The sequence below is a fragment of the Prolixibacteraceae bacterium genome (genome assembly GCA_019856515.1).
Lineage (GTDB): Bacteria > Bacteroidota > Bacteroidia > Bacteroidales > Prolixibacteraceae > Halosquirtibacter > Halosquirtibacter xylanolyticus.
The window spans coordinates 721132-746175 of the sequence record CP082230.1 but is presented as its reverse complement, the minus strand read 5'-3'; the positions used below and the strand labels follow the sequence as shown (position 1 = coordinate 746175).

Here is a 25044-nt window from a genome sequence, read left to right as displayed (position 1 = left end):
TTATTTAATCATTTAAAGTTAACAAATACTCTATGATATTGTTTTATGATAGGAGAATATTATGTTCTAAGTTTTGATGAGAATTGTCATGAATCTAATTTAGAATAAGATCGATTGATGTTTATTTTGAAATAGTCCTCATAAAGGTGATTTTTGTTTGATAATTGAAAGAATAAATAATTTTTGAGATATGGGTAAGAAGATTTCGAAGAGTAAAAGATTACATCACTGGCCTGGATTTATTTTAGCATTTTTCTTTTTGTATTATGGTCTGTCGGGTATTTTACTTAACCATAGGGGATTGATTTCACATATGGATGTTTCAAGATCATTATTGCCTAGTTCTTTTGAATATGATGGTTGGAATAATGCTGCACTGAAAGGGGATTTGAAAATAACAGATGATAGTATTCTTATTTATGGTTCTGTTGGAGTGTGGGCTACCAATAAAGACCGGGATGACTTTCAATCGTTAAATGGTGGATTTCCCAATGGTGTGGATCATCGAAAGGTTAATGATGTTTGTCGAATGCCTGATGGGACAACATATGCCGCGACACAGTTTGGGTTGTATCGCTGGAACCAAGATCAACTGAAATGGATTCTTGTTAAGATTGAAACTGATTATCCTCGATTTGTAGGACTAACGAATTTTGGTGATACGATATATGTGATTAATCGTAATGCTGTGTTTTATGGTGTGACAAAATCAGAAGGTAATGTTGCTTTTGAGAAAGTTGTGCTTAAAGCTCCAAGTAATTATGAAAAGGTGGTGTCTCTGTTTACTACAGTGTGGGAATTGCATTCTGGAGCATTATTTGGTATTGGTGGAGTTCTTTTTGTTGATTTTTTAGGGATACTATTAATCATTATTTCTGTGACGGGAATTGTCTTTTTTATGTTTCCAGATTGGATTAAACGACGGAAGAGAGCAAAGCTTGGGACAAAGAAGCTTAGCTATTGGAATCGTGTCTCAATTCAATGGCATAATAAGATTGGTGTTTGGTGTTTTGTATTGTTTATTTTATTGACTTTTACCGGAATGTTTCTTCGACCTCCGTTGATTATTACCATTGCGAGTAGTAAGGTTGCTCCTATCCCTGGGTCTCATTTAGATCAGGATAATCCTTGGTTTGATAATTTAAGGGATATTCACTATTCGTCATTGAGGAATGAATTTGTTTTGGCTTCATCAAAAGGAATTTATCGTTTGAGTTCTTTAGATCATCAGCCAATTCGATATAAGGTTCAGCCTCCTGTTAGTGTGATGGGAATAAATGTATTAGAAGAACAAGCCAACGGGTCATTTTTAATAGGTTCATTCAGTGGGTTATTTGTTTGGAGTCCGGAGAGCTCAACTGTGATGAACTATGTAACCAGAAAAGTGTACATCCCTAAAAAATCGGGTAGGCCTGTAGGTGACCAAGTTGTAACAGGTCTGCTGCATGGCGAGATGGGCGAAAGGTTTATTGTTGACTATTTTAAAGGTGTAGTACCCTCTAATTTAGGTCGCGAATATTCTGAGATGCCAGAGTCTGTTGTGAGATCCTCTCCGATTTCATTATGGAGTCTATGTTTAGAAATACATACAGGGCGTATCTTTAGAGATTTGCTTGGTGATTTTTATATATTAATTGTTCCATTGTCTGGAATGATTGGGATTTCTGTTTTTATTAGTGGATTTATCCTGTGGTGGCGGAAGTATAGGAAAAAGAAGCATCAATAATTTATTGTATTGGATTAGTCGTTATGTGGTTTGTTTGTAACTGGTCGGATTGAAAATTATCCTCGTGTTTAAGGATGAATTCTAAAGTTGTTATATGTCGTACGTGTTGTTTTACGTTGAATATTGGTCTTGTCAAGTTATTCGCTAGATTATAGCCTTATACTAAGAAAATCGAAGATGTCGTTACATTAAAAATAGCTGTATTTTGTTCAAATATCTGATTTGTTTTACATCTTATTGATTATTTTTTTTGTTGTGAGTCTTTTTCAAGGTGTTGTAATGCAGTTTGTTATGTTATTAGGTGATGTTGTCATAGAAATGTTGTGTTATTCATTCTATTTTTTAGAGTGTCAGTGGTAGATATTATTACACCAAGTGATGTTGAGTTCTTTGTGGTCTTGAAATTGAGTAGTATGAAATTATTAGGAATTGAACATTCTTTTCGATGTTTTTTTAGAATTTACCCAGTATAATGGATAATTACTATACTTTTATATTAGAAACTTATTTGAAATAATGATGAATTGCGTTCAAGATATACAAGAATATTTAGAAAAATCAGATATAAATGCCTATTGTTTGACCTCAGATTTTTTTATTGTGGATTTAAAGGACTTAGCTGCTGGGAAACTAGCTGCGGTTCCATTTTTGCATGATATATTTGAAATATCAATAAGTAAAATTTATCGAGGACAAGTGAATATTGGTGCAGAAAGGTATACTAATTTAGACTCTACTATTGGTTTTTATTCCCCAAGTCAAATGTTTAGTTGTGAGAATGCTTCAGGTGATCAGCTAGGTCGTGTTGAGGTTGAAGGTGTCGCAATAATGTTTAGATCCTCCTTTTTAACACGGTATGATAAAGACTATTTGGTTCAGAATAGTTTTCCATTTTTTCGTGTTTATACCCCTTCTGTTTATGAATTATCATCATCAGATATTGATGAATTGGTCCATGTTATAGATCACATGAAAGATGAAGTGAAGATTCGTGACACTAGTAGTTTGGAAATGGTTCGGTCGATGTTTTCAATCTTGATGCATCGTATAAAACGTATTCTTCGTGCTGATGTTCATGAGGTAAAGATGCATCGATTTCAAGAGATTGCCTGTCAATTTGAAGAGATGGTAAGCATGAATATTGTTAAGGAAAAGGATGTGTGTTCGTATGCTAAACGTTTGTTTGTGAGTAAAGTGTACCTTTCGGAGTGCGTTCGTAAGGCTACTGGTAAAAGTCCGAAACAAATTATAATGGATTATTTGATCTTACAATCAAAATCATTACTTGTTCAGACTTCTTTCCCAATTAATGAAGTTGCTTATAAGATGGGTTTCGTTGAAGTTACAAATTTTACAAAGTTCTTTAAGAAGCAGGTTGGTATTACTCCAAGAGAATTTCGTAAGTTAACAGAAGAAGAATAAGTGATATTCTTCTTCTGTTGATTATAAGTTATTCTATATTGAAGGATCGTGTTTAAGATTATACCTCTGTTCTAATTCTCTTCTTTCTGTGTCATTTAAGGATGCAGTATAAGCTTTCCATCCAGGACAAAAGTTTGTGTGCCATTTCCAAATTCTTCCAAGGATGGATTTGGGTGATTTGTCATACGTTTTACGAAATTTGTAATTAGGGCAATGGTGATTTTTCATAATGGAATTGATTTAGTTTTAATAATTGTCTTGCTTTAAATATACTTTTTTTGTTTGTCATCTGCGTGATGTTAAATAACTTAATTTATATATGTGATGAAGTGAACAAAATGATAACACTATTAGTTTTATTGTAAATGAGATTGTAGTAAATGATCTGATCGTATTTAGGAAGGTATTACAGAAGTAAGAGGGTCACTTCATTTCGTTTAACGATAAAAAAAAGAGTTATGAAAAGAGTCTTCTTAATTGTATTATTATTGAGTGTTTCATTGGGAGCCTTTGCACAGGTGTTGCCTTTTGATATTGGTTTAAAAGCTGGATGGAATTCATCTAAAGTGACTACGGATAACTTTTCAACTGATATTTCTGATTATAGTCCGTCGAATAATTCAGGTTATTTGATTGGCTTTTATTCACGTATTCATATGAAAAAGTTCTTCATTCAGCCAGAGTTGTATTTTCAAAGTAAGAAAGGTGAAACAACGTTAGATCTCTCAGATGGATCAAAAGTTGATTATGAAGTAGATTTTAAAACTATTAACGTGCCAATTCTTATTGGTTATAGGTTTTTGAAATTTCCAATGTTTAAAGTGCAAGCTTTTACAGGTCCTGTAATGATTTTTAATACCAATAGTAATGTAAAAGTGTCAGACCCTTCTCTTGGAAGTGCCACTGATCCTTCAGGGATGGATTGGGGATACCAATTAGGTGTTGGTGTTGATATTGCTCTGTTTACAATTGATGCTCGTTATGAGTGGGGTTTGTCAAATGTCGATGGTGGAATAGGGGATATCTCGTTTGATCAAAAATCAAATATGATAACTTTCTCAGTCGGGTGGAAATTCCTGTAAGCTGTTGAGATCGTTGTATATGTGACTAGAGACTGCATAGATGTGAAGAGTTTATGTGGTCTTCTTTGTTTGATTTAATTTCTTAAGAGGAATAAAAAGTATTATCTTCGTTATTACTAGTGTTTATTAAAAAGGTGTTTTATTGATTACTCAAGTTGTCATAGTTTTTATCGTACTGCTGTTTATAGTTCTCTCACTGTATTTTGAGTGGACTGGGCCATCATTTACCTTCTTAATTGGGGTCAGTGTACTTGCTATAAGTGGGATTTTGACTCCCAAGGAGATTATGGCTGGTTTTGCAAATGAGCAGATTGCAGTTATTCTTCTTTTATTATTAATAGGAGATGTGATCCGTAAAAGTTCAGCCATAGAGAAGTTTTTTGATTGGGTCTTTCGATCATGTCATAGCTATAAAAGCTTTGTGTTTCGTATGACTTTAGTTGTCTCAACGATGTCTGCTTTTTTTAATAATACACCTTTGGTTGCTATAATGATGCCATATGTAGATAGTTGGAGTCGCCGAAATAATGTTTCGTCGTCAAAATTACTTATCCCATTATCTTATGCAGCAATACTTGGTGGATGTGCTACACTTATTGGGACTTCTACTAATTTGATTGTTAATGGACTCTTGTCGGAACAGACAATTCTTCCTGGATTGGCTCCATTGGAAATGTTTGATTTTAGCCTAGTTGGTGTACCTATGATTGTCGTAGGTATAATATATTTAGTCTTCTTCTCTCGAAGATTGTTGCCTGATAAAAAGGATGCAATGGCCGATTTTAATCACTCTAATAGGGATTACTTATTACAGGCAGTTGTAAACGAGGGATCACCATTGGTTGGAAAGCGTTTAGAGGATGATCGATTACAAAACTTGCGAGGTCTGTATATGGTAGAGATTGTTCGTGGTGATAAACATTTGTCAGCGATATCACCTCAGACTCAGATAATGACAGATGATCAATTGACTTTTGCTGGAGATACAGAGACGATTGCAAGTTTGATAACACAATCCGATTCTGGTTTAACTTTTCCAGGTGCCGAAGGATTGTTGGCAAGGAAATATACGCAAGTTATAGAGATTGTAATTTCTCATAACTCTACATTAATTGGAAAGACCGTTTTAGAGGCAAACTTTAGAATGAAATTTGATGCGGCAGTTATTGCTGTTCATCGTAATGGAGAGAGGATTACAGGGCAAATCACTTATGAGAAGTTAAAAGCTGGAGATGCTTTGCTTCTTTATGCTGGACAGAATTTTGTTCGTTTATCAAGAAATACTCAAGATTTTTTCTTGATAACTCAAGTAATTGAGAACCGTAAAATTTCATCTTTTAAGAGTGTGATAATGTTTGTAGGATTAATCGCATCGATACTGTTGTCTGTATTTCGTATTGTACCACTCTTTACCTCATTATTGTTCTTACTTGTTGGTATGAATATAATGGGGATATGTTCGCCAAAGGATATTTACAAGAGCCTTGATTTAAATCTAGCAATGATTATATCTTTAGCATTAGCATTAGGAGTTGCGATGACCAAAACAGGAGTTGCAACCATGATTGCTCAATCTATCATTACTTTGTTTATGCCCTTAGGAGTTCTAGGCTTGCTTTTTGGAATATATTTGGTGACATCATTAATGGCTAATTTAATTACAAATAAGGCTGCTGTGGCACTTGTCTTTCCGATTGTTTTAACCATATCAAAGAATTTACATATACCACCTGAACCATTAGTATTATTGGTAGCATTTGCATCCGCAGCTAATTTTATGACTCCAATTGGATATCAAACGAACCTAATGGTTTATGGGCCTGGAGGATATTCATTTAAGGATTTTACAAAAATCGGTTTTCCATTAACATTTTTATATCTTATTGTGACCGTTATTGTGCTCTATTTTACCTATTTTTAGATTACTTAATCGTTGAATTTGAAAAGTTTATATACTATGAAACATTTTCACTTAGTACAACATCGTCGAAACTTGTTGAGAGGAATATTGGGCCTTGTTTTTGGAGGTGTTATGTTGTTCGTTCCAGGAATAACAGCCAAATTGATATTGATTTGTTTGGGGGCAATCTTTCTACTTATAGGGTTGTCTGGTTTAGTTATTACCTCTAAAAAGATGAGTACGCCATTTCGTAGTTTCCTACATACAGAATCTTTTATCAGTATGCTTATAGGTTTATTATTAGTATTATTTCCTGTTCAGCTTACAGAGCTTTTTTCTATCATTGTTGGAATTGGATTTTTGCTTATGGGAATACGACAAATGGTTAGTTATTTTCAGACAGCCAAGTATATGGCTCCATCAAAGATTTATCTTGTGACAGCTATATTAGTTTTTGGAATTGGCTTATATTTGCTGCTTATTCCAACGGCTTTAATGCGTGGGGTTGTTTTTATTGTAGGATTGGTATTAATGGTGTATGGCATTAATGAATTGTTGTTGTACTTTCAAGTTAATCGTACCTACAAGAAAAGAGCTAATCGGAATATTGATGATGTAGATTTTGAAGAACTTTAGAATATAAAACAGACTAATATAGTGAAGATTTGTATTGCCGAGAAACCTAGTGTAGCAAAAGAAATTGCTATTATTTTGGGTGCGAATTCGAGACGTGATGGTTATTTTGAAGGAAATGGTTATCAAGTAACGTGGACTTTTGGTCATTTGTGTACTCTAAAAGAACCGCATGATTATGATATTACTTGGAAACGGTGGCACTTAGCAACTCTGCCAATGATGCCTTTAAAGTTTGGTATTAAAGTGATTGATAACTCCGGGGTTCAGAAACAGTTTAATGTGATTGAGTCGTTGGTTAAAAATGCTGAAGAGGTTATTAATTGTGGTGATGCAGGACAGGAGGGGGAGTTGATTCAACGTTGGGTGCTGCATAAAGCAAAGTCTAAAGCACCTTTAAAAAGATTGTGGATTTCCTCATTGACAGAAGAGGCCATAAGAGAAGGTTTTTCAAATCTTAAAGATGGTAATGATTTTGATCCATTGTACAAGGCAGGAATGGCAAGGGCTGTTGGTGATTGGCTTTTAGGAATGAATGCCACACGTGCTTATACATTAAAGTTTGGGCAAGGTCAAGGTGTTTTGTCTATTGGTCGTGTTCAGACACCAACACTTGCTTTGGTTGTCTCTAGACATAAGGAGATCACGGAATTTGAACCTAGTCCGTTTTGGGAGTTGAAGACTACTTATAGAGATGCGGTATTTAATGTTAAGAGTGGACGTTTTGAAAAAAAAGAAGATGCAATACAAAAGTTAGATGAGATAAAGGGTTTTCCTTTTGAAGTAACTAATATTGAAACAAAGAAAGGGAAGGAGCATCCTCCAAAGTTGTTTGATCTAACTTTGTTACAGGTGGAGTGTAACAAGAAATATGGATTTACTGCAGAAGAAACTTTAAGGTACATTCAGTCTCTTTATGAGAAAAAGCTTACAACCTATCCACGTGTTGATACTACTTTTTTATCTAATGATATATATAAGAAGATACCTTCGATAATGGGTAATATGGAGAAAGTGTATGCTTCACAGATTGCACCATTGGTAGGTAAACCTTATCGTAAGTCAAAGAAGGTCTTTGATGATAAAAAGATTACAGATCACCATGCAATTATTCCAACTGGAGTATATCCATCAGCACTAACAAAGGAGGAAAAGCTAGTATATCATATGGTTTCATTACGATTTATATCAGTTTTTTATCCTGATTGTGAGATTTCGAATACTACTGTCGAAGGTGTTGTGAATAAGGTGGAGTTTAAAACTACTGGTAAGCAGATATTGAAACCTGGATGGCGAGTTCTTTTTCCAAAGGGGACGAGTAAAGATGATAAAGCTTTGCCTGTCTTTGAGAAAGGGGAAAAAGGATCACATGTCCCTGATTTATTAGAAAAGGAGACACAGCCGCCAAAATATTTCACCGAAGCCTCCCTGTTAAGAGCGATGGAGACAGCAGGAAAGAGTGTTGATGACGAGGAGTTAAGGGATTTAATGAAAGAGAATGGAATTGGTCGTCCTTCTACAAGAGCTAATATTATTGAGACGTTATTTCGTAGAAAATATATTTATCGAGATAAAAAAAGAGTCATGGCAAGTCAAACTGGTGTTGATCTGATTAATACGATTGAGAACCAATTGTTAAAATCCGCCGAATTGACAGGAGCTTGGGAGAAGAAACTTCGGGATATTGAGTTGGGAAATTATGATCCTTCTATTTTTTTGATGGAAATGAGAAAAATGGTTTGGGATACAATCCAAGCAGTGAAGTTTGGTGAATCAAAGGTTATTCATATTGTCGATGAGAAAGAGTTGAAGTCTGAGTCTAAAAAGGAAAAAAAGAGTGTAAGTCCATCTAAATATTTATGTCCAATATGTAAGAAAGGAGATATCCTAAAGGGGAAAAGCGCATGGGGATGCTCTTGTCATAAAGATGGATGTCATTTTATTTTACCTTTTGTTATGGATAGTGCTAAGATTACCCAGAAACAGATGGAGACTTTTATTTTGAAAAAGAGAAGTGGTTTAATCTCCTCTTTTAAAGGTGAAAGTGGTAGTAAATATTCGGGCTATTTAGTATTAAACAATCAAAATAAGGTTGTTATCGAAAGGAAAGAGGAAGATGTTTGGGTATGTCCTAAGTGTAAAACCCGTAAAATGATTAAAGGCAAGAGTGCATATGGGTGTGAAGGATATAATGAAGGATGTCGTTTTATCGTTCCTTTTGAAATAAGTGGAAAAAAGTTGACCGATACACAGTTTAGTACCTTGATAAAGAAGGGGAAGAGTCCTTTGATTAAGGGATTTGTTGATGTCAATCAGAATAAGTTTGATGGTTACTTGTTGTTAGATAGTGACTATCGTGTGATGGTACAGCGAAAAGATTAAAAAACATGCATTTATGAAAGTATTACTATCTCCTGCGAAGAAGATTGATTTTGATCAATCAGTTCCATCTTTTGTAAAGCAGCAATGTCCTGTTTTTGAAAAAGATGCAAATGCAATTGTTCATAAACTACAAGGGTTGTCTATAGAAAAATTGAAATTGTTAATGTCAATAAGTACGGATTTAGCGACACTCAATTATGAGCGATTTCAAACTTGGGATGAAGGAGATGATCGAAACAAACTTCATTGTGCTCTATGGGCATTTAGAGGAGAGGTTTATACGAATTTAGATGTCTCTTCTCTGTCGAATGATGCTGTTTGTAGAGCTGTAGACACCATTCGTATTCTTTCAGGGCTATACGGATATCTTCATCCGTCTGATCTTATTCATGCTTATAGATTAGAGATGGGGACTAAATTTTCTTTTGATCAGTATAAGAACCTATATGCTTATTGGAAGCTGAAGAATACAAATATTCTAAATCAGGAGCTTTCTAGCGATAAGGATGGTATTTTGATTAATTTAGCAAGTGCTGAATATGCAAAGTCAATAGATTTTAAGAAGGTTGATGCGAAGGTTATAACCCCTGAATTTAAAGATCTTAAAGGAGATAAATATAAAGTAGTTGCATTTTGGGCAAAAAAAGCTAGGGGTTTGATGGCAAGATATATCGTGGAGAACAATATTTGTGATGAAGAGGGGCTAACTTGTTTTAATGCAGCTGGATATTATTACAACAAGGAGATGTCTACACTTGATAGGCCTATATTTGTGAGAGATCATTAGTCTAGAAATAATAAAAGAGCTGCACCTTTCTGATGCAGCTCTTTCATATTGTTTATATATATTTTCTTACATCATATACTTTACCTGTGTGATTGTCTTCTAAACATTTTTTATAGATCAAAGCCACATCTTTAGCAGGTGTTCCTTTACTACTATCCATGTTAAGAATTTCCATAGTTTCTTTGACAAATGGAGGGGAAACGACATTAACTTTATGCCCTTTTATTGTTTCTAATGCGACTGCTTTTACAAAACCATTGATTGCAGCATTGGCCATTGAAACAGAGCTAGTGCCATACATTGGTTCTTTGGCAAGTACTCCACTAGACAATATGATCATTCCTTCTGGATTTAGGAATTGATAGCCATATCTTATTAGATTGACTTGTCCCATAAGTTTGTTGTGAATTGATAACCAAAAATCTTCTTCACTAAGTAGTTCGAAGGTTCCTAAGTGAGCTCTTCCTGCTGTCGAGATAATTGCATCTACATTTCCGATGTGCTCAAAAAGACCCGCGATACTATTCGGGCTTGTTATATCTACTTTTAAATGTCCTTTAGAGTGTCCTACTTCGATAACTTCGTATTTAGGAGTCTTGGACAATAATGCTACTACTTCACGTCCAATAAGTCCGTGTGCTCCAATAACTAAAACTTTCATACGCTTATTGTTTTTTATAAAAACAATAAGCACGGATAAAAAGTTTAATTTATTGGAAGATATCCATTACTGATGATTTATAACTTTTTCCAATGGGAAGTTTCTGACCACCTACTTCAAGCATGTTCCCCTCAAGAGTTTCAATAGAGGGGATGGATACAATATAAGATTTGTGGATTCTAATAAACTGATCTGCTGGGAGTGTCTCAATGAGAGATTTTAAAGAGTAGTATGCTGTTACTTTCCTTTTTTTTGTGTGAAAAGTAACATATTCACGTTGACCTTCAATAAAAATTATATCGTTAAAATTTATCTTGTACAATCTATGGTCTGCTTTTATTGTAAGGTAATCTTTTTGTGTCTTCTGAATAATATTCTCTTCAATCGGTTTTCCTTCAGGATTGGCTTCAATAAATTCTAAAGCTTTGGTAGTTGCTTTTAGGAATCTAGGAAATGCGATTGGCTTTAATAAATAATCAAATACATCATGATCAAATCCATCTATGGCATATTCAGAGAAGGCTGAAGTGATGATAATCAAAGCATCAACTTGTATGGTCTTGATAAATTCAAGTCCAGTAATATTAGGCATGTGAATATCAAGAAATATAAGATCAACAGTGTTGCTTTGTAGGTATGTGATGGCATCAATTGCATTATCAAAAGTCTCTTTTACTTCTAGATTGGGGGTTTTTGAAACATATCCTTGTATAAGTCTTCTTGCAAGATGTTCGTCATCAATAATAATACAGCTTTTCATAGTTTTCTAGGATTTTAAATAGATTATCATTTCAACAATAAATTTATTGTCTTCCTTTTTAAAGTTTAAGATATGGTTCTTGGTGTAAACTAGTTCAAGTCTTTTGCGTAGGTTATTTATTCCAATACCTTCACGTCCCGAATTTTCATGGTTATTTGATGTGATACTATTTACCGTTTTAAATTCTATTTTATCACCAACTTGATGAAGATCAATCGTCACAAAACTATCAGGATCAGAACTAATTTTTCCATGCTTAAAACAGTTCTCTACAATAGGAATGAATAAAAGAGGTGACAGTTCAATATTTGGATTCTCGGCATTAATTTTAAAAGAAATATTTAAAGGTGTTTCCGATTTTAAATTTTGAAAATCAATAAAATTGTGTAAATAATCGATCTCTTTTTGTAGTGGGACCGTATTTTCAGCACAATCATCGATGATATAACGTAACATGTCAGAGAGCTTAAGAATATTGTCCGCTGCACCCTCTTCTTTCATGTATACTTGGCTGTAAACGTTGTTCAATGTATTGAAAAGAAAGTGTGGATTAATTTGTCCTCTAAGGTATTTGAGCTCAATGTCTTTTTTTTCTAATAAAACTTTTTCCCACTTTATTTTTGCTTCTTTACCTTTAAATGAAATAAATATAGAAGTGCTTAGGAATAGTGAAATTAAAAAGATTGCCATGTATTTAAACACTGGAAACATTGGTCTAAATTCAGCACCATGAAAAAATTCATCTTTAATTAATGGATATAGGTAGATTTCATAAATATGACAAAATAGAATTACAAATACGATAACCATGAATATGGTAAGGAGAGAATATAAGATGGAAAAAACACCTCCTGGTTTAAGAAAACGAGGCAGTAATACATAGATGTTTGTATATACAATAGTCATGATACCAATAGTATTGACTAATCCATTTTTAAGAATGTATTCCCAACCAAAATTACTGCCAATTAATAAGTTCAGAAATAATATGATGCCCCAAGTAATGAAATGCCATCTGTTTTTCTTGAATATGTCTACGATTGGAAACATAATGATAGATATAATTTAATATTTTAAAATTTTCTTCGATTTCGCAAATATAGTTTATTTGGATCTCTAATCCATTTTATCATCTCTGTTTTCAATCAGTGGCAGGTTTTGTTCAATGAAGGGCAAAAAGTAGGAGTATAACCCAATTCGTGGGAAAAAAAGCCGCTTTTTGAAGAAAGTAGATCATTTATTGAATTCTTTTTGGACTTGATAAAAGAAATCGAATATTTGACATGATTTCTTAGATAAGTTATAATCTAAGTAGATCGTTAAAGTATGATTGTTGATGATGTAATTATATTAATTGTGTATTAATTGTTATGAAGAGAAAAGTTGTTGGTGTATTAATTGCTTTGGGTATAGTCCTAGGTGGTATGGGATTATTTATGCTGCTCAATTCTACAAAAGAGAGCCCAAAAAAGAAGACAAAGTCCGAAACGATTTACGGTGTGAAATGTAAGAGAGCTATTTTTGAAGATCAAGAGGTTCCTTTTTTATATTCAGGTCGTGTAAACTCGAATGCTGTAGTGCAACTTGGTGCAGAAGTTCAAGGTCGTTTGATTGCTGGAAATGCACCATTAAAAGAAGGGAATAGTTTTCGCAAAGGAACAATCCTTTTTAAAGTGTTTAATGATGATTATAGGGCCTCTATAAGGGCTTCTAAAAGTCGATTCTTAAAATCACTTTCAGTCGTTTTAGCTGATATTTATATTGATTTTCCTGATGAGTTTCAAAAGTGGAATGAATTTTTTGAGCAAATTGAAGTTGATAAATCCTTGCCTAGTTTGCCAAAAACGAACTCTTTGAAAGAAAAAGTTTACATGGCTTCTAAGAATATATTAGGGGATTACTATGATATTAGAAAGATGGAAATTACTCTTACTAAATATATTGTTCGAGCTCCATTTAATGGTGCATATGTCACTGTAAATAAAGAGGTCGGCAGTATAACATCCCCAGGGTCAGCAGTGGCAAATATCATTAGAACTGATAATTATGAGATTATTGTACCAGTGTTGACAAAAGATGCTGCGAAAGTTCATGTGAAAGATAATGTGACAATTTTTGAGGATAATGGTCACAGTTTTCAAGCAAGCGTGCTTCGTAAAGCATCATTTGTGGATAGTAATACACAGAGTCAAAATATTTATTTATCGTACCAAGGACATAATTTATTCTCTGGGGAATATGTTGACGTGAAGTTTGGTAACAATTTACTTCAAGATGTGATGGCAGTTCCGAGGGAGTCTGTATTTAAAGGAAATCACATGTATATCGTTAAAGGAGATAAGATTCAGAAAAAAACGGTAAATGTCGTTTATAAGAACGAAGACTATATGTACGTTAATGGTCTTGCCAATAACGACATTGTAATAATCGAATCTTTGATCAAAGCTTACGATGGAATGAAAGTCAACCCACTAATCCAATAAGACAAAAGATTGAATTCATAATATGAAAAAAATATTATCACTTTTTGTAAAATATCCATTTTATGGAAAGGTCATCATTATGTCCTTGCTCTTGTTGGGCGGAATATCGATGTCCTTAATGAAGAAAGCATCTTTCCCACTGATTGAATCTCATACGATCACTGTATCCGTGACTTATCAAGGTGCAACTCCAAAGGAGATGGATGAAGGAGTTACTTCAGTTATTGAAGATGCTCTGCGAGGAACAGTAGGAATGAAAGAATTTTCATCTGTTTCAAGAGAGAATAGTGCCGTAGTTACAGTTATTGTTGAGAATGATTATAATGTAGATGAAGTTCTTACGGATGTAAAGAATACGGTTGACGGGATTAGTAATTTTCCAGCGAATGCCGAGAAGCCTGTAGTGGCGAAACAGAAGACGAAGACTATTGCTTTGTTTATGAAGTTGAGCTCAAAGGAAAATGATTTGATGAAGCTCAAAGAGCGAGCACAAAAAGTAGAAGATGATTTACGTGCTTCTGGTTTAGTATCACAGATTACTATTTATGGTTATCCATCTAGAATGGAGATGTCTGTAGAAGTGGATGAATCAATGTTGCGTAGGTATCAAATGACCTTTCAAGATGTTCAGAATGCTATTTCAAACAATAATGTTGATATGTATGCTGGACTGATAAAGAACCATCGTGAAGAGATAAAAATTAATGCTCGTGAACGATCGACACGTATCGATGATATAGAGAATATTGTAGTTAGGTCCAATATTAATGGCGACCTAGTTAGAATTAAAGATGTTGCAGAAGTTCATTATCAATTTGAAGATATTCCACGTAAATCATTTGTTGATGGAGATCGTTCAGCTTTTTTTGTAATCGAGAAATTAAGAACAGAAGATTTACAAAAAATATCTGACTATATTTTAAACTATTGTGACGAATATAATGAGGCGAACAAAGATATGAATATTAAGATTGTTCGTGACTTTCGAGACTCTCTTGATGCTCAATTAGGAATTTTATATAGTAATGGATTAATGGGAATGATCCTTGTAGTCATTGCTTTGAGTGTGTTCCTTAGTTTTCGTTTATCCTTATGGGTTGCATGGGGAATCCCTTCGTCCTTTTTGGGAATGTTTATCGTAGCAAATATGTTAGGTGTTACCATTAACTTTATTTCGGTGTTTGGTATGATCTTAATTGTCGGGATTCTTGTAGATGATGGTATTGTGATAGGAGAGAATATATTTACTCACTTTGAGATGGGTAAAAGTCCTCGAAGAGCTGCTATTGATGGTACTTTAGAGGTAATTCCAGCGGTATTAACATCTGTAAGTACTACTATTATTGCATTTTGTCCACTATTCTTCATTCAAGGTAGTTTAGAGATGATGTATGAGATGGCTGCTATTGTTGTCTTGTGTTTAATTTTCTCTTTATTTGAAGGAATGTTTGTTTTGCCAGGACACCTTGCTTCAGAAACAGTCTTAAAGCCATTAAAAAAGGATAGTTGGTATGGAAAAGTTCGAAACTTTTTTGATAAACTAATTTTTGGTCTTAGAGATCGATTATATTTGCCTTTATTACAACTACTATTAAAATATAAGGCTATATCGATTAGTGTTTTTACTGCCATTATAATTATTACCGTAGGGCTATTGACAAGTGGTCGAATTGCAACAACTATTTTTCCTGCAGTCTCTGAAGATAACTTTGTTATTGATTTATGTTTAAAACCTGGGGTTAATGAGGGAGTTACTCTTGAACGTTTAAGAATGATCTCAACGAAGGTCGAAGAGGTTAATCAAGAGCTGGCTAATGATTATAAGGAAGAGTTACCTATAGAGAGTATTGCATTAAATACGGGTTGGGCTTTTAACGGAACAGAGTCTGGTTCAAATACGGGTAACATGCGAGTTTTCCTTCGAAAACTAGACGATTCGAAGATGAGTTCACATATGATTAAGCTAGCTATCTCAAAAAAGGTAGGAAAGATTAAGGATGCATATAAATTTACGGTTGGTGCAAGTAATCGCTTTGGAGCCCCTGTCTCAATAAGTTTGATGGGGAGTGATAAAGACGAATTAGAAAATGCTACTGAAGACTTCAAGAGTGAGCTGGCAAAGTTCTCTTCTTTGTACAATATTATGGATAATAACCAGATTGGTACACAGGAGGTCATTGTAAAATTAAAACCTGCGGCTTATGCTTTAGGTCTTAATGAAGTTTCTCTGATGAATCAAGTTCGTAAATCATTCTATGGAGGGCTATCACAACGGATTCAAAAAGGTCGTGACGAAATATGGTTTTATGTTCGTTACCCTATAGAAAACAGAAGAACTGTCGGTCAACTAGAAAAGATGATGATTAATACTTCTAAAGGAATGTATCCTTTGGTTGAGTTAGCTGATTTAAGTATACAACGAGGATTGACATCAATAAATCACTTTAATGGAAAGGTTGAAATACGTGTAGATGCTTATATGGTTGATGAGAGTGAATCAGTGCCACCTGTTTTAGAGAAAATTGAGAATGAAGTTCTTCCAAAAATAATGGCAGCACATCAAGGCGTTACATACATGCACCAAGGTCAGGTTAAGGATACGACAGATGAGGCTAGTAACATCGTTATTTCCTTTGGTGTCGCTTTCTTCTTAATCCTGATAATTCTAATTATATTTTTTAGATCATTCACTCAAGGAATGATGATTGTTGCCATGATTCCATTTGGAATTATTGCAGCTTTATGGGGCCACTTTATTGAAGGGATCGCATTTTCATCAATGAGCTTATGGGGAATGGTTGCTTTATCTGGTACTATCATAAATGATGCGGTTGTTCTTTTAGATCGATATAATCAAAATTTAAAACGAGGTTTTCATATGACGCCGTCTATCATTGAAGCTGCAAAATCTCGATTCAGACCAATTATGTTGACTACCATTACAACAACTGCTGGTCTATTTCCTCTTATTCGTGAAACGAGTAGTGATACGGTGTTTATTAAGCCAATGGCTATCTCTTTAGCTTATGGTATTTTGATTGGAACATTCTTTATTTTAACCGTTCTTCCTGTATACGTTACTGTTGCAAATAAATTTAGACTTGTGTACGCACATCTGAAAGGTGATACTGATGCTACTCCTGAAAGTGTAGAAACAGCTGTTAGAGATCAAAAAGTGTCAGAAGCATTGGAGGTTTCTATGGCTAAAGAGATCGAAGATGATCGTAATGAAAATGATTTTGAATTATAATTAAAAAGGATCATGTTAAAGAAAATAATATATTGTTTTTCAGGTATCTATCTATTGTTGCTTTCCTCATTTGTGGGGAAAGCACAAGATGCTCTTTCTTTAGAACAGGCAATTGAAATAGGACTAAAAAATAATTTCGATATTCAGATAGCAAATAAGAATAGAGATATCGCAGGGATCAATAACCATTGGGGAAATGCAGGACGATTTCCTACCATCTCTTTTAATGCTTCAGGTTCTGCATCCCCGACATACAGGTCTTCTAGCGATGACATGACAAACTACAATGCGAGTAGTTCTGTTAATCTTGAATGGGTTTTGTTTGATGGTTTTCGGGTAAATATAACAAAACAAAAATTGCAAGATCTTGATAATTTATCCGGAGGTCAAGCTGCAGTTGTTGTTGAAGATGCAATTAGGAAAATTATTTCAGCATGGTATCTGGCTCTTATTGAACAAGAGAAGACAGATGTTCAACAAGATATGATGAAACTGTCAAAAGATCGATATGATCAATCTCAAAGGCTCACAGAAATAGGTTCATCAACTAAGTATGATCTACTTCAAGCACAAAATGCATGGTTAGAAGATCAAGGAAACTATCTTTCACAAAAAGTCAATGCTAAAAATGCTCGTAGAAATCTCTACTACGTGATGGGATCAGATGCAAGTAAGGTGTCATGGCAAATTGTTGGAGACTTAAAAGCAAAAGATAAAGACTTTGTAATGTCTGATCTCGTAGACAAGATGTATCGTGATAACAATAACTTGAAAAATCAATATATTAATCAAAAGTTAATGGTTGATGAGCAAGGCCTGGCCAAAGCAAACATGTTCCCAAAAATTTCGTTTAATGCTGCAGTGACAGAAGCATATAGCAAGGTGGATCCGCCAATTCCTACTGGATCACAAGGATGGAGTACTTCTCCTTCTGTTTCATTGAAATTAAGCTATAATCTTTTTAATGGTGGAAATCGTAAAAGAGCCATTCAAATTGCAAACATTAATAAAGATATTTCCGATCTAAAAATTGATGATATGAAGATCTCTTTATCTAATCAGCTAAGTCAATACTATGATCTGTATGAGGTGAATAAGGAGTTACTAAAACTTGCATCGGAGCAGGTTAAAGCATCAAAATTGAATCTTGATATCTCAAAGCAAAAATTTCGCTCTGGCGCGATCAATTCATTCAATTTTAGAGATGTTCAGGTGATGTACTTAAATGCTCAGACAGCTCACTTAAATGCTTTATATAAATTGCAACTATCTTACGTTGATCTTGTAACTATTACAGGAGGCGTAATCGCAGAATATTCTTCAAAATAGATTTTGCTCAGTCTATTTGTGTTTTGCCTCATCCTCTATTTTTTAGTGGATGAGGTTTTTTATGGTTTAATGTAAAGTTGTGATATTAAATACCATAACTTAAAACAGTTAGTATGCTATCCTCTTATATGATTTTAAAAGTAATATGGGAGTGTAATTTTCCCATCTGTTTTGGTACTAATTAAAAAGGAATTAGTGCCATTAAATCGTAAAGAAATAATATTGCAAATAAAATGACAAAAACAAAAAAGATGAGAAGTCCGAGAATTTTACTATTCTTGACGATTATGCAATTAATTGGTATGAATGTTAGCTTTGCTCAAACCAAATCAATATCCGATCGTTATTTAGAGATCGGAAATACTAAAAAAGCTATTGAAGGTTATAAGAAAGATTATAATGCTCAAATTTCTAGATCTGCTAAAGAGTTAAGAGCTTATTTAGTGGCAAGGGCATATGCATTAGATGGTAAAAAGGATTCTACTTTTCGTTATTTAAGTATTGCGTATGCTTCAAATAACTCCGTAAAAGTGCTTAGAGACCCAGCTTTTTATTATTTCTGGGAAGGTGATACCTGGAATGCTTTTGCTAATAACGTGATTCTGAAATCTGAAAATAATCATGGTAAATATAAGGATTTAGATACATCTAGAAAGTTATGGCGAATGCGTGCTGAGTGGGAGGTTCTAAGTTACAACAGTAATGTGGCAAAACTTTCTGGTCTTGGCGAATCCTCAATTTCGAGATTCTTTGATCGAATTAAAGATCGATTACAGAGGGAACAGTATGTGTTCTTAGAGCATTATGTTACTGAAAATGGCTGGCCTAAAAACAGTCAGTTAGGAAAGAATGCTACTTTAACAGCAGCAATGATTGTTTATCAAGGATCAAAGGAACAAATTGAAAAGTATTTACCTTATATCAAGGAGTCTTGTATTCATAATGAGACTTCATGGTACCTTTATGCTTATATTTATGATCGTCTGTGTGTCTATAACGACCAACCTCAAAAATATGGTACCCAACTAGTAGATATCGATGGAGTTCATAAAGGATTATATCGTGTGGAAAATCGTGATAAAATTAATGATTATAGAGCGGATATGGGACTGACAACTGTTGAGAAGTATCTTCTTTATGGAGATGATATCTGGGCTGCCTATTAATTAGTGACAACTCTTTAGTTTAAATACGGCTGTCTAACTTTAGATGGCCTTTTTTATCCCTTAAATGTTACTTTAGTATTGTTTGTTGTGATGTAATATAATTGTGAGTGTAAATAAATGTGTGATGAATTAATGTTGATGTTAATCCGAATTGTGTTGTTCATCAGGTGAGTTAGGTGTTATTGTTCTTATTCCAGTTCTCTATAAATAAATTAAGTGACAAAAATCTTTATAATATTTACTGTCAATAAAAGTTAAATAGAAAAAATATTTTTATATTTGAAATACTAATCTATTTCTTAAATGGAGGAATTATGAAGGATGAACGAAAAATAGACTCAAAAATGGAAGCAGATAGAGACAGTGTTAGACACGAAGATCTCTACTCTCAGGTTGTAAAGGCAGGTAATCGTACATATTTTCTAGATGTGAAAAAGACACGCTATGATGACCCTTATGTTGTACTAACAGAGAGTAAGAAGAAAGTAGATCAAGATGGTAAGTTTTACTATGATAAATATAAGGTTTATTTATATCAAGAAGATATGGAGGAATTTCGTGAAAAAATTGATAATGTTGCAAATTTCATGGAATCTTATTTAGAGAAAAACCCTCGTAGTGAAAAGAGTCGTGTAAGAGTACATCGAAAAGGAGAGGTGACTTCTATTGTGGAATAGATGCTATTTCCCAAAAATGTTAATAAAAGAGGAGATGCTATAGGTGTAGTATCTCCTCTTTTTTGAGTGATGTCTCGGCCTTAAATAGCGTCTACAAAAAGTAATATCACTACTTGCAGAGTTAATTCTTCCTAAGGAAATATTTAAGTATTTGATATGGTCAATATTGTTGATCATTCGTCACAAGTTGACATTTATCTAGATGAAAAGAATATTATTTCTGAGGAATACATTGATGAAAAACTAACCTCTAAAGGATTTCTACCAGAGATAACCATTGAAGATTTTCCATTAAGAAACAAGACTGTATATTTGCATATTAGACGTCGAAAATGGACTAAGGAGACATCTGGTAAAGTCATCACAAGAAATTGGGATAATTTAGTAGAGGGAACACGAATGACTAAAGAGTTTGCTTCTTTTTTTTAGGATTACTTGGACTCATACCCGATCAGTAGCAATAGTCTTGAAAAGTTCTATTATATTGATGGAACATATCTAGGTGAACAGTACAACAAACATTTAAGTGATTATCATGATTGGGATCAAAAAGACCAGGCAGATAAATGGCTTCTATTTCCAGCCAATTGTGGAGAGTATTTGAGTCTTGATGAAACAAGCCTTTGCAATGGTGAGTTATATACAATCCTTACCAACAAAAAAGGAAGTATTGTAGCCATAATTGAAGGAACCAACGCTGAAGATATTATAAAGGTTATCAAACAGATCCCCTCAAACACAAGAGACTATGTAAAGGGAGTTACCTTAGATATGGTTGGAGCAATGGGGAAAAATCGTAAAGAACTCTATTTATCTAAAATGTCTTAATCTAGTAGGTCGTATCCTTTAGGATACTATTTCAATGCTTCGTTATCTTCTTCAATCTTGAATGTGTTGTCCAATAATTGCACTGCTTTAATAGGGATCTAAACTCTTCTATGTTACTAGATTTGGTGAAGGTGATATGTGGCATTAAGAATACAGTAGTGTGATTGCAATCGATTCTGTTTCCAAGCTCGAGCTGCGTGTTCCTAAGAAGGTACATAAAGGTCATGAATTACCTCATTAAGGTGGTTCATGGTTCTTATGATAACTTGGATAGAAAAAGTGCTTCTACTTTAGAAAATAACCAACATCTTAGATAGGGTTTCCTTCGTAGTTTATTGATACTTCAAGGATACTTCATTGATAGTTGCTTCATCAAAAATGTTTAATAGATCAATATTCTATTGTCATGATATAAGTTTGGTGATGCAAAAGAGTTAACAAACCATAACGATATATGTTCGTGATATTTTTGATGAGAATATTATAGCTGCGGGTTCAAAAAGCTTAAACCTACACTAAACGATGGTCTGTTTATCGTAATTTAATTGGAGAATATAGCGTTGCATTGATGATTTGGTTACAACGCTAAATGGTTACCCACCAAATCTCGGAAATAGCCCCTTTTATTTAAATCAAGGGATAAATGGAAAGAGAAGCAGACGTAAAGAGCTTCCATCCTGTTTGAATTATATCCTAATCTGGAAAAGTCAAATAACTTAACCCATAAATTGAGAATGATCTTTTCTCATACAGAAGAAAAGAAAGTTGCCTACACGAAACGAGCAAGATGGTTTAATGATGTAGCATGTTTTGATACTTTTAATAGAATATCAAACATTATTTTTAGTCACTACTCAGATATATTAAACTTTTTTGAAAATAGAAGTGCAAATGCTTCTGCAGAAGCATTTAATGCCAAAACAAAGGCTTTTAGAGCCACACAAAGAGGCGTTACGGATATACCATTTTTCCTGTATCGCCTAACTAAGATATATGCATAGTCCCCTTAATATATTGCCTGATCCTGGATTAAGCATACATAGAAAGATTATTCTAAGACTTTCAATATTCAAATTATTTCTGATATAGAAAAAGGTATCCTAATATAACGTGAAGCAAAATAATGATGGATGTAAAATAAGTAGCCAACAAGAAAGAACTTGAAGGCTACTAATGTTTTGGGTGTTTCATCCTAAATAATCTGTTACACTTAATTTAGAACGAAAAAAATCATGATGTGGAATGGATCAATGAGTGGTATCCTTATAAGATAATTCGTTGCTACTTTACAAATTTCGTTCTTTTTTTATTGCTTGATATGCTTCGTTGAGTTTCTGAAATTTTTCATTTGCAGCTTTTACAATGTCATCACCTTGATCAGCAACCTTATCTGGATGGTATTTGATCGCCATCTTTTTAAATGCTTTATGAACTTCTTTATCCGAAACACTCTCTGAAACTTCAAGTACTTTATATGCCCATTGTGCATCTTGGATGAACATCGACTTAATAGACTGAAATTCTTGTGTATTTAGATCAAATTCATATGCTATCTGAGAAATGAGTCTTTCCTCTTCAGGAGATATTTCTCCATCAGATAAAGCTAAGCCAAATAAAAAATGAATCATTTGAATACGCCCTTCTCTGTTTACATAGAGATTAATTTGATGACAAACATCATTAACAGGTATGTCTTTGTCTAGTATGTCTTTCAAAAGAACTAATAATTCCTTTGCTTTTGCAGGACCAAATGATTGATTTAAAAATGTTTTGACATAATCTAGTTCCGAACGTAAGATGCGATTATCTGCTTTCATAACAGCAGCAATCAGTACCAACAAGCTTACTTCATAATTGTTTGGTCTATCAGTGTTTATGTTTTCGTCTTTATTTTCAGTTAAAGATGAAAGATATGAGGAGGCTGCTAGGCCTATAATCGCTCCTATAGGACCACCTAAGGCCCATCCTAATCCTCCTGCTAGTAATGACTTAAATATACTCATATTTGATTGATAAGGTTTATTATTTGTGGAATAACTAATCTGTTATGGTTGTATATAATGTAATCTGCTTTATTCTCTTTTATTTTGTCATCCAATTGATTCTTAATGCGATCCATAACTTTCTCCCTAGATATGTGGTCTCTAAGCATTACACGTTTGATACGGATCTCTAATGGAGCTTTAATGTAAATAACTTTGTCTACTATTTCATTTGAATTTGATTCAAAAAGAAGAGCTGATTCGTATGCTACGATTGAAGATGTTTGTTGCTGTTTCCATTTAATAAAAGCATCTTTAGTCGCTTGATGAACGACTTTGTTGACAAGTTCTAGGGTCTTTGGGTTGTTGAAAATAAGATTTGAAATATATGGTTTATTTAATTGCCCAGTAGGAAAGTAACTTTTGTCTCCTAAAATCGTAGTTAATTTCGTCTTAATTTGATGGTTTTCAACCATGAGTTTTTTTGCTTCAATATCGGAGATGAAAAGCGGGATGTCAAGTAACGAAAGAATTTTACATATTGTAGTTTTGCCACATCCGATCCCTCCCGTAATACCTAGTGTAATCATTTTGTGTTTTTTTCAATAATATAATCTACCTCTTTTGTTTGGTAGTGATAGTTATGAATGTAAGGATTTGTCTGTTTCACATTAAGAGTCGCTTTCTTATCTACAGATAAACTATCCCAATCGATATAAGTTTCGAATGATGTTTCATTTATATACTTAAACTGGCTGATGGGAACAGTATAAGTAATAATGATTGATTTTGGGAATGTGAATATAGATATTGAGTCTGGGAGATTAAAAGTCTCAATTGTTTTTGAAATACGACCTTCTGTAAATTGCTCAATGTTTGCTTCTATTTTAACATGATGAGGTGTTATTTCAACTTCTTCTGTATTCTCTATGGAAACAAGACGTTTTATCGGTTTTGAAACTTCCGTGTATTTCTGGACTTCTGTATTAACCGATTGAATCTTGTTTATGATGCTTTGTGGACCGGAGATCGTAACCCATTTGGGTTCTGTTTTTATCCCATCAACAAGAAGGTATTGTTGTTTAGGGCTGATTGTTATTTTTGGATTTACTTCTACCTTTTTTTGTATAATATTTTCAAATTTGATGTATATAGACCCTGGTTCAATATCTTCAATATTAACTTCTGAGCTTATTATATTTGATAATTGTTTTTTCAGTTGAATGGATGAGATAGCAAAGGTCGTATCGCTTGATGCAACAATATTTTTGTTGGTAAATTTCGATACGTTGAATATAATTGGTGTAGGGTTGAGTTGCATCTTTAGTCTTAGAAGTGCAAATCCAAACCCATTTACTCTTAATTGGATCTTGGCGGGTAATTCCGAGATAATTACTCTGTCTTTAGGAAGATCTTTATATTGTACAGGGTAGGTTACGTTCGTGGAGTAGGTTTTTGATAGTGCATTAAGTAACCAAAAGCTAAACGAAATAATAAAGCATATCATAAAAATACGCAAGTCTTTCTCTGTAGTATTACTTTTGGGATTAAAGCGTTTGATTACTTTTATAAATTTCTCTTTTATCACGGAAAAGTGGATGTAAAACAAAGCGTCATCGTCCTATTGTTTTGTAACTAAGAACGAATGACGCTTTGATGGGTTAATTAATTATTTCTGATTGTCAGCATCAGTAATATCTTTTATGATAGAAGATTTGTCAACTTTGATTCGAGTATCAGTATCAACCTGTAGAAGAATATGGGTCTCTTTGATTCCCGCAATCTTACCATAAATACCACCCGCAGTTACAACACGATCACCCACTTTTAGACTATTACGAAAATTTGCAAGTTCTTTTTGCTTTTTAGATTGTGGACGAATCATAAAAAAGTAAATAACTACAAATATTAATGCAAAAGGTAAAATCTGCGTAAGAATACCATTAATCGACTGTGCTAGAATAGTGTTAAGCATA

At 33.7% G+C, this 25044-nt stretch carries 23 protein-coding genes; 15 read left to right on the top strand and 8 right to left on the bottom strand.

Annotated features, from left to right (window positions below):
• Positions 1-190: 190 nt before the first annotated feature.
• Together K5X82_02625 and K5X82_02620 are read left to right on the top strand one after the other, a co-directional pair.
• Positions 191-1726, top strand: coding sequence for a PepSY domain-containing protein (locus K5X82_02625; GenBank protein QZT37801.1), 1536 nt, complete (start codon positions 191-193; stop codon positions 1724-1726).
• Positions 1727-2242: 516 nt separating this feature from the next.
• Complete coding sequence (locus K5X82_02620) at positions 2243-3148, top strand: helix-turn-helix transcriptional regulator (protein ID QZT37800.1); 906 nt, start codon at positions 2243-2245, stop codon at positions 3146-3148.
• A 33-nt stretch (positions 3149-3181) separates the two neighbouring features.
• Here the strand turns inward: K5X82_02620 and K5X82_02615 are convergent, their stop codons facing one another.
• Positions 3182-3376, bottom strand: coding sequence for a hypothetical protein (locus K5X82_02615; GenBank protein ID QZT37799.1), 195 nt, complete (start codon positions 3374-3376; stop codon positions 3182-3184).
• Positions 3377-3606: 230 nt separating this feature from the next.
• On the opposite strand from K5X82_02615, the gene K5X82_02610 reads away from it, so the two are divergent.
• From K5X82_02610 to yaaA, 5 genes are all read left to right on the top strand, one after another.
• Positions 3607-4230: a PorT family protein gene (locus K5X82_02610; GenBank protein QZT37798.1), complete on the top strand. Its 624-nt coding sequence runs from the start codon at positions 3607-3609 to the stop codon at positions 4228-4230.
• 142 nt (positions 4231-4372) lie between these two features.
• Positions 4373-6151 (top strand): SLC13 family permease, encoded by a 1779-nt coding sequence (locus K5X82_02605; protein ID QZT37797.1) that lies wholly within the window; start codon positions 4373-4375, stop codon positions 6149-6151.
• 36 nt (positions 6152-6187) lie between these two features.
• Positions 6188-6766, top strand: a complete 579-nt coding sequence (locus K5X82_02600; GenBank protein QZT37796.1) for a DUF308 domain-containing protein — start codon at positions 6188-6190, stop codon at positions 6764-6766.
• A 21-nt stretch (positions 6767-6787) separates the two neighbouring features.
• Positions 6788-9145: a DNA topoisomerase 3 gene (locus K5X82_02595; GenBank protein ID QZT37795.1), complete on the top strand. Its 2358-nt coding sequence runs from the start codon at positions 6788-6790 to the stop codon at positions 9143-9145.
• Between the two features lie 13 nt (positions 9146-9158).
• The gene (gene yaaA, locus K5X82_02590; protein QZT37794.1) at positions 9159-9932 is read left to right on the top strand and encodes a peroxide stress protein YaaA; all 774 of its coding nucleotides are present in this window, start codon (positions 9159-9161) and stop codon (positions 9930-9932) included.
• Between the two features lie 52 nt (positions 9933-9984).
• On the opposite strand, the gene K5X82_02585 is transcribed toward yaaA, so the two are convergent.
• The 3 genes from K5X82_02585 to K5X82_02575 are packed head-to-tail and all read right to left on the bottom strand — an operon-like array spanning position 9985 to position 12403.
• Positions 9985-10593, bottom strand: a complete 609-nt coding sequence (locus K5X82_02585) for a short chain dehydrogenase (protein ID QZT37793.1) — start codon at positions 10591-10593, stop codon at positions 9985-9987.
• A gap of 49 nt (positions 10594-10642) precedes the next feature.
• Positions 10643-11353, bottom strand: coding sequence for a LytTR family DNA-binding domain-containing protein (locus tag K5X82_02580; protein QZT37792.1), 711 nt, complete (start codon positions 11351-11353; stop codon positions 10643-10645).
• Between the two features lie 6 nt (positions 11354-11359).
• Positions 11360-12403 (bottom strand): histidine kinase, encoded by a 1044-nt coding sequence (locus K5X82_02575; protein ID QZT37791.1) that lies wholly within the window; start codon positions 12401-12403, stop codon positions 11360-11362.
• A gap of 320 nt (positions 12404-12723) precedes the next feature.
• Between K5X82_02575 and K5X82_02570 the strand changes: the two genes are divergently transcribed.
• The 8 genes from K5X82_02570 to K5X82_02535 all read left to right on the top strand — a co-directional run bounded on the left by K5X82_02570 (position 12724) and on the right by K5X82_02535 (position 22087).
• Positions 12724-13836, top strand: coding sequence for an HlyD family efflux transporter periplasmic adaptor subunit (locus tag K5X82_02570; protein QZT37790.1), 1113 nt, complete (start codon positions 12724-12726; stop codon positions 13834-13836).
• Positions 13837-13858: 22 nt separating this feature from the next.
• On the top strand, positions 13859-17086 hold the full coding sequence (locus tag K5X82_02565; protein ID QZT37789.1) for an efflux RND transporter permease subunit: 3228 nt from the start codon (positions 13859-13861) through the stop codon (positions 17084-17086).
• 12 nt (positions 17087-17098) lie between these two features.
• Positions 17099-18415: a TolC family protein gene (locus tag K5X82_02560; GenBank protein QZT37788.1), complete on the top strand. Its 1317-nt coding sequence runs from the start codon at positions 17099-17101 to the stop codon at positions 18413-18415.
• A gap of 251 nt (positions 18416-18666) precedes the next feature.
• Positions 18667-19581: a hypothetical protein gene (locus K5X82_02555; protein QZT37787.1), complete on the top strand. Its 915-nt coding sequence runs from the start codon at positions 18667-18669 to the stop codon at positions 19579-19581.
• 314 nt (positions 19582-19895) lie between these two features.
• A complete protein-coding gene (locus tag K5X82_02550) occupies positions 19896-20258 on the top strand; it encodes a PUR family DNA/RNA-binding protein (GenBank protein ID QZT37786.1) in 363 nt (120 codons plus the stop codon).
• 156 nt (positions 20259-20414) lie between these two features.
• Positions 20415-20687 (top strand): hypothetical protein, encoded by a 273-nt coding sequence (locus tag K5X82_02545; protein QZT37785.1) that lies wholly within the window; start codon positions 20415-20417, stop codon positions 20685-20687.
• 6 nt (positions 20688-20693) lie between these two features.
• Complete coding sequence (locus tag K5X82_02540) at positions 20694-21086, top strand: transposase (GenBank protein QZT37784.1); 393 nt, start codon at positions 20694-20696, stop codon at positions 21084-21086.
• Positions 21087-21760: 674 nt separating this feature from the next.
• Positions 21761-22087 (top strand): transposase, encoded by a 327-nt coding sequence (locus tag K5X82_02535; GenBank protein ID QZT39074.1) that lies wholly within the window; start codon positions 21761-21763, stop codon positions 22085-22087.
• Between the two features lie 285 nt (positions 22088-22372).
• Here the strand turns inward: K5X82_02535 and K5X82_02530 are convergent, their stop codons facing one another.
• The 4 genes from K5X82_02530 to yajC form a co-directional block, all read right to left on the bottom strand.
• Positions 22373-23089 (bottom strand): TerB family tellurite resistance protein, encoded by a 717-nt coding sequence (locus K5X82_02530; GenBank protein ID QZT37783.1) that lies wholly within the window; start codon positions 23087-23089, stop codon positions 22373-22375.
• The gene (gene coaE, locus K5X82_02525; protein QZT37782.1) at positions 23086-23658 is read right to left on the bottom strand and encodes a dephospho-CoA kinase; all 573 of its coding nucleotides are present in this window, start codon (positions 23656-23658) and stop codon (positions 23086-23088) included. Before coaE ends, K5X82_02530 begins: the two co-directional genes overlap by 4 nt.
• Positions 23655-24656 carry a hypothetical protein gene (locus K5X82_02520; protein QZT37781.1) on the bottom strand — a complete coding sequence of 334 codons (1002 nt, stop codon included), beginning with the start codon at positions 24654-24656 and terminating at the stop codon, positions 23655-23657. The genes coaE and K5X82_02520 overlap by 4 nt, the downstream gene beginning before the upstream one ends.
• A gap of 81 nt (positions 24657-24737) precedes the next feature.
• A complete protein-coding gene (yajC, locus tag K5X82_02515) occupies positions 24738-25043 on the bottom strand; it encodes a preprotein translocase subunit YajC (GenBank protein QZT37780.1) in 306 nt (101 codons plus the stop codon).
• Between the last annotated feature and the right edge of the window lies 1 nt (position 25044).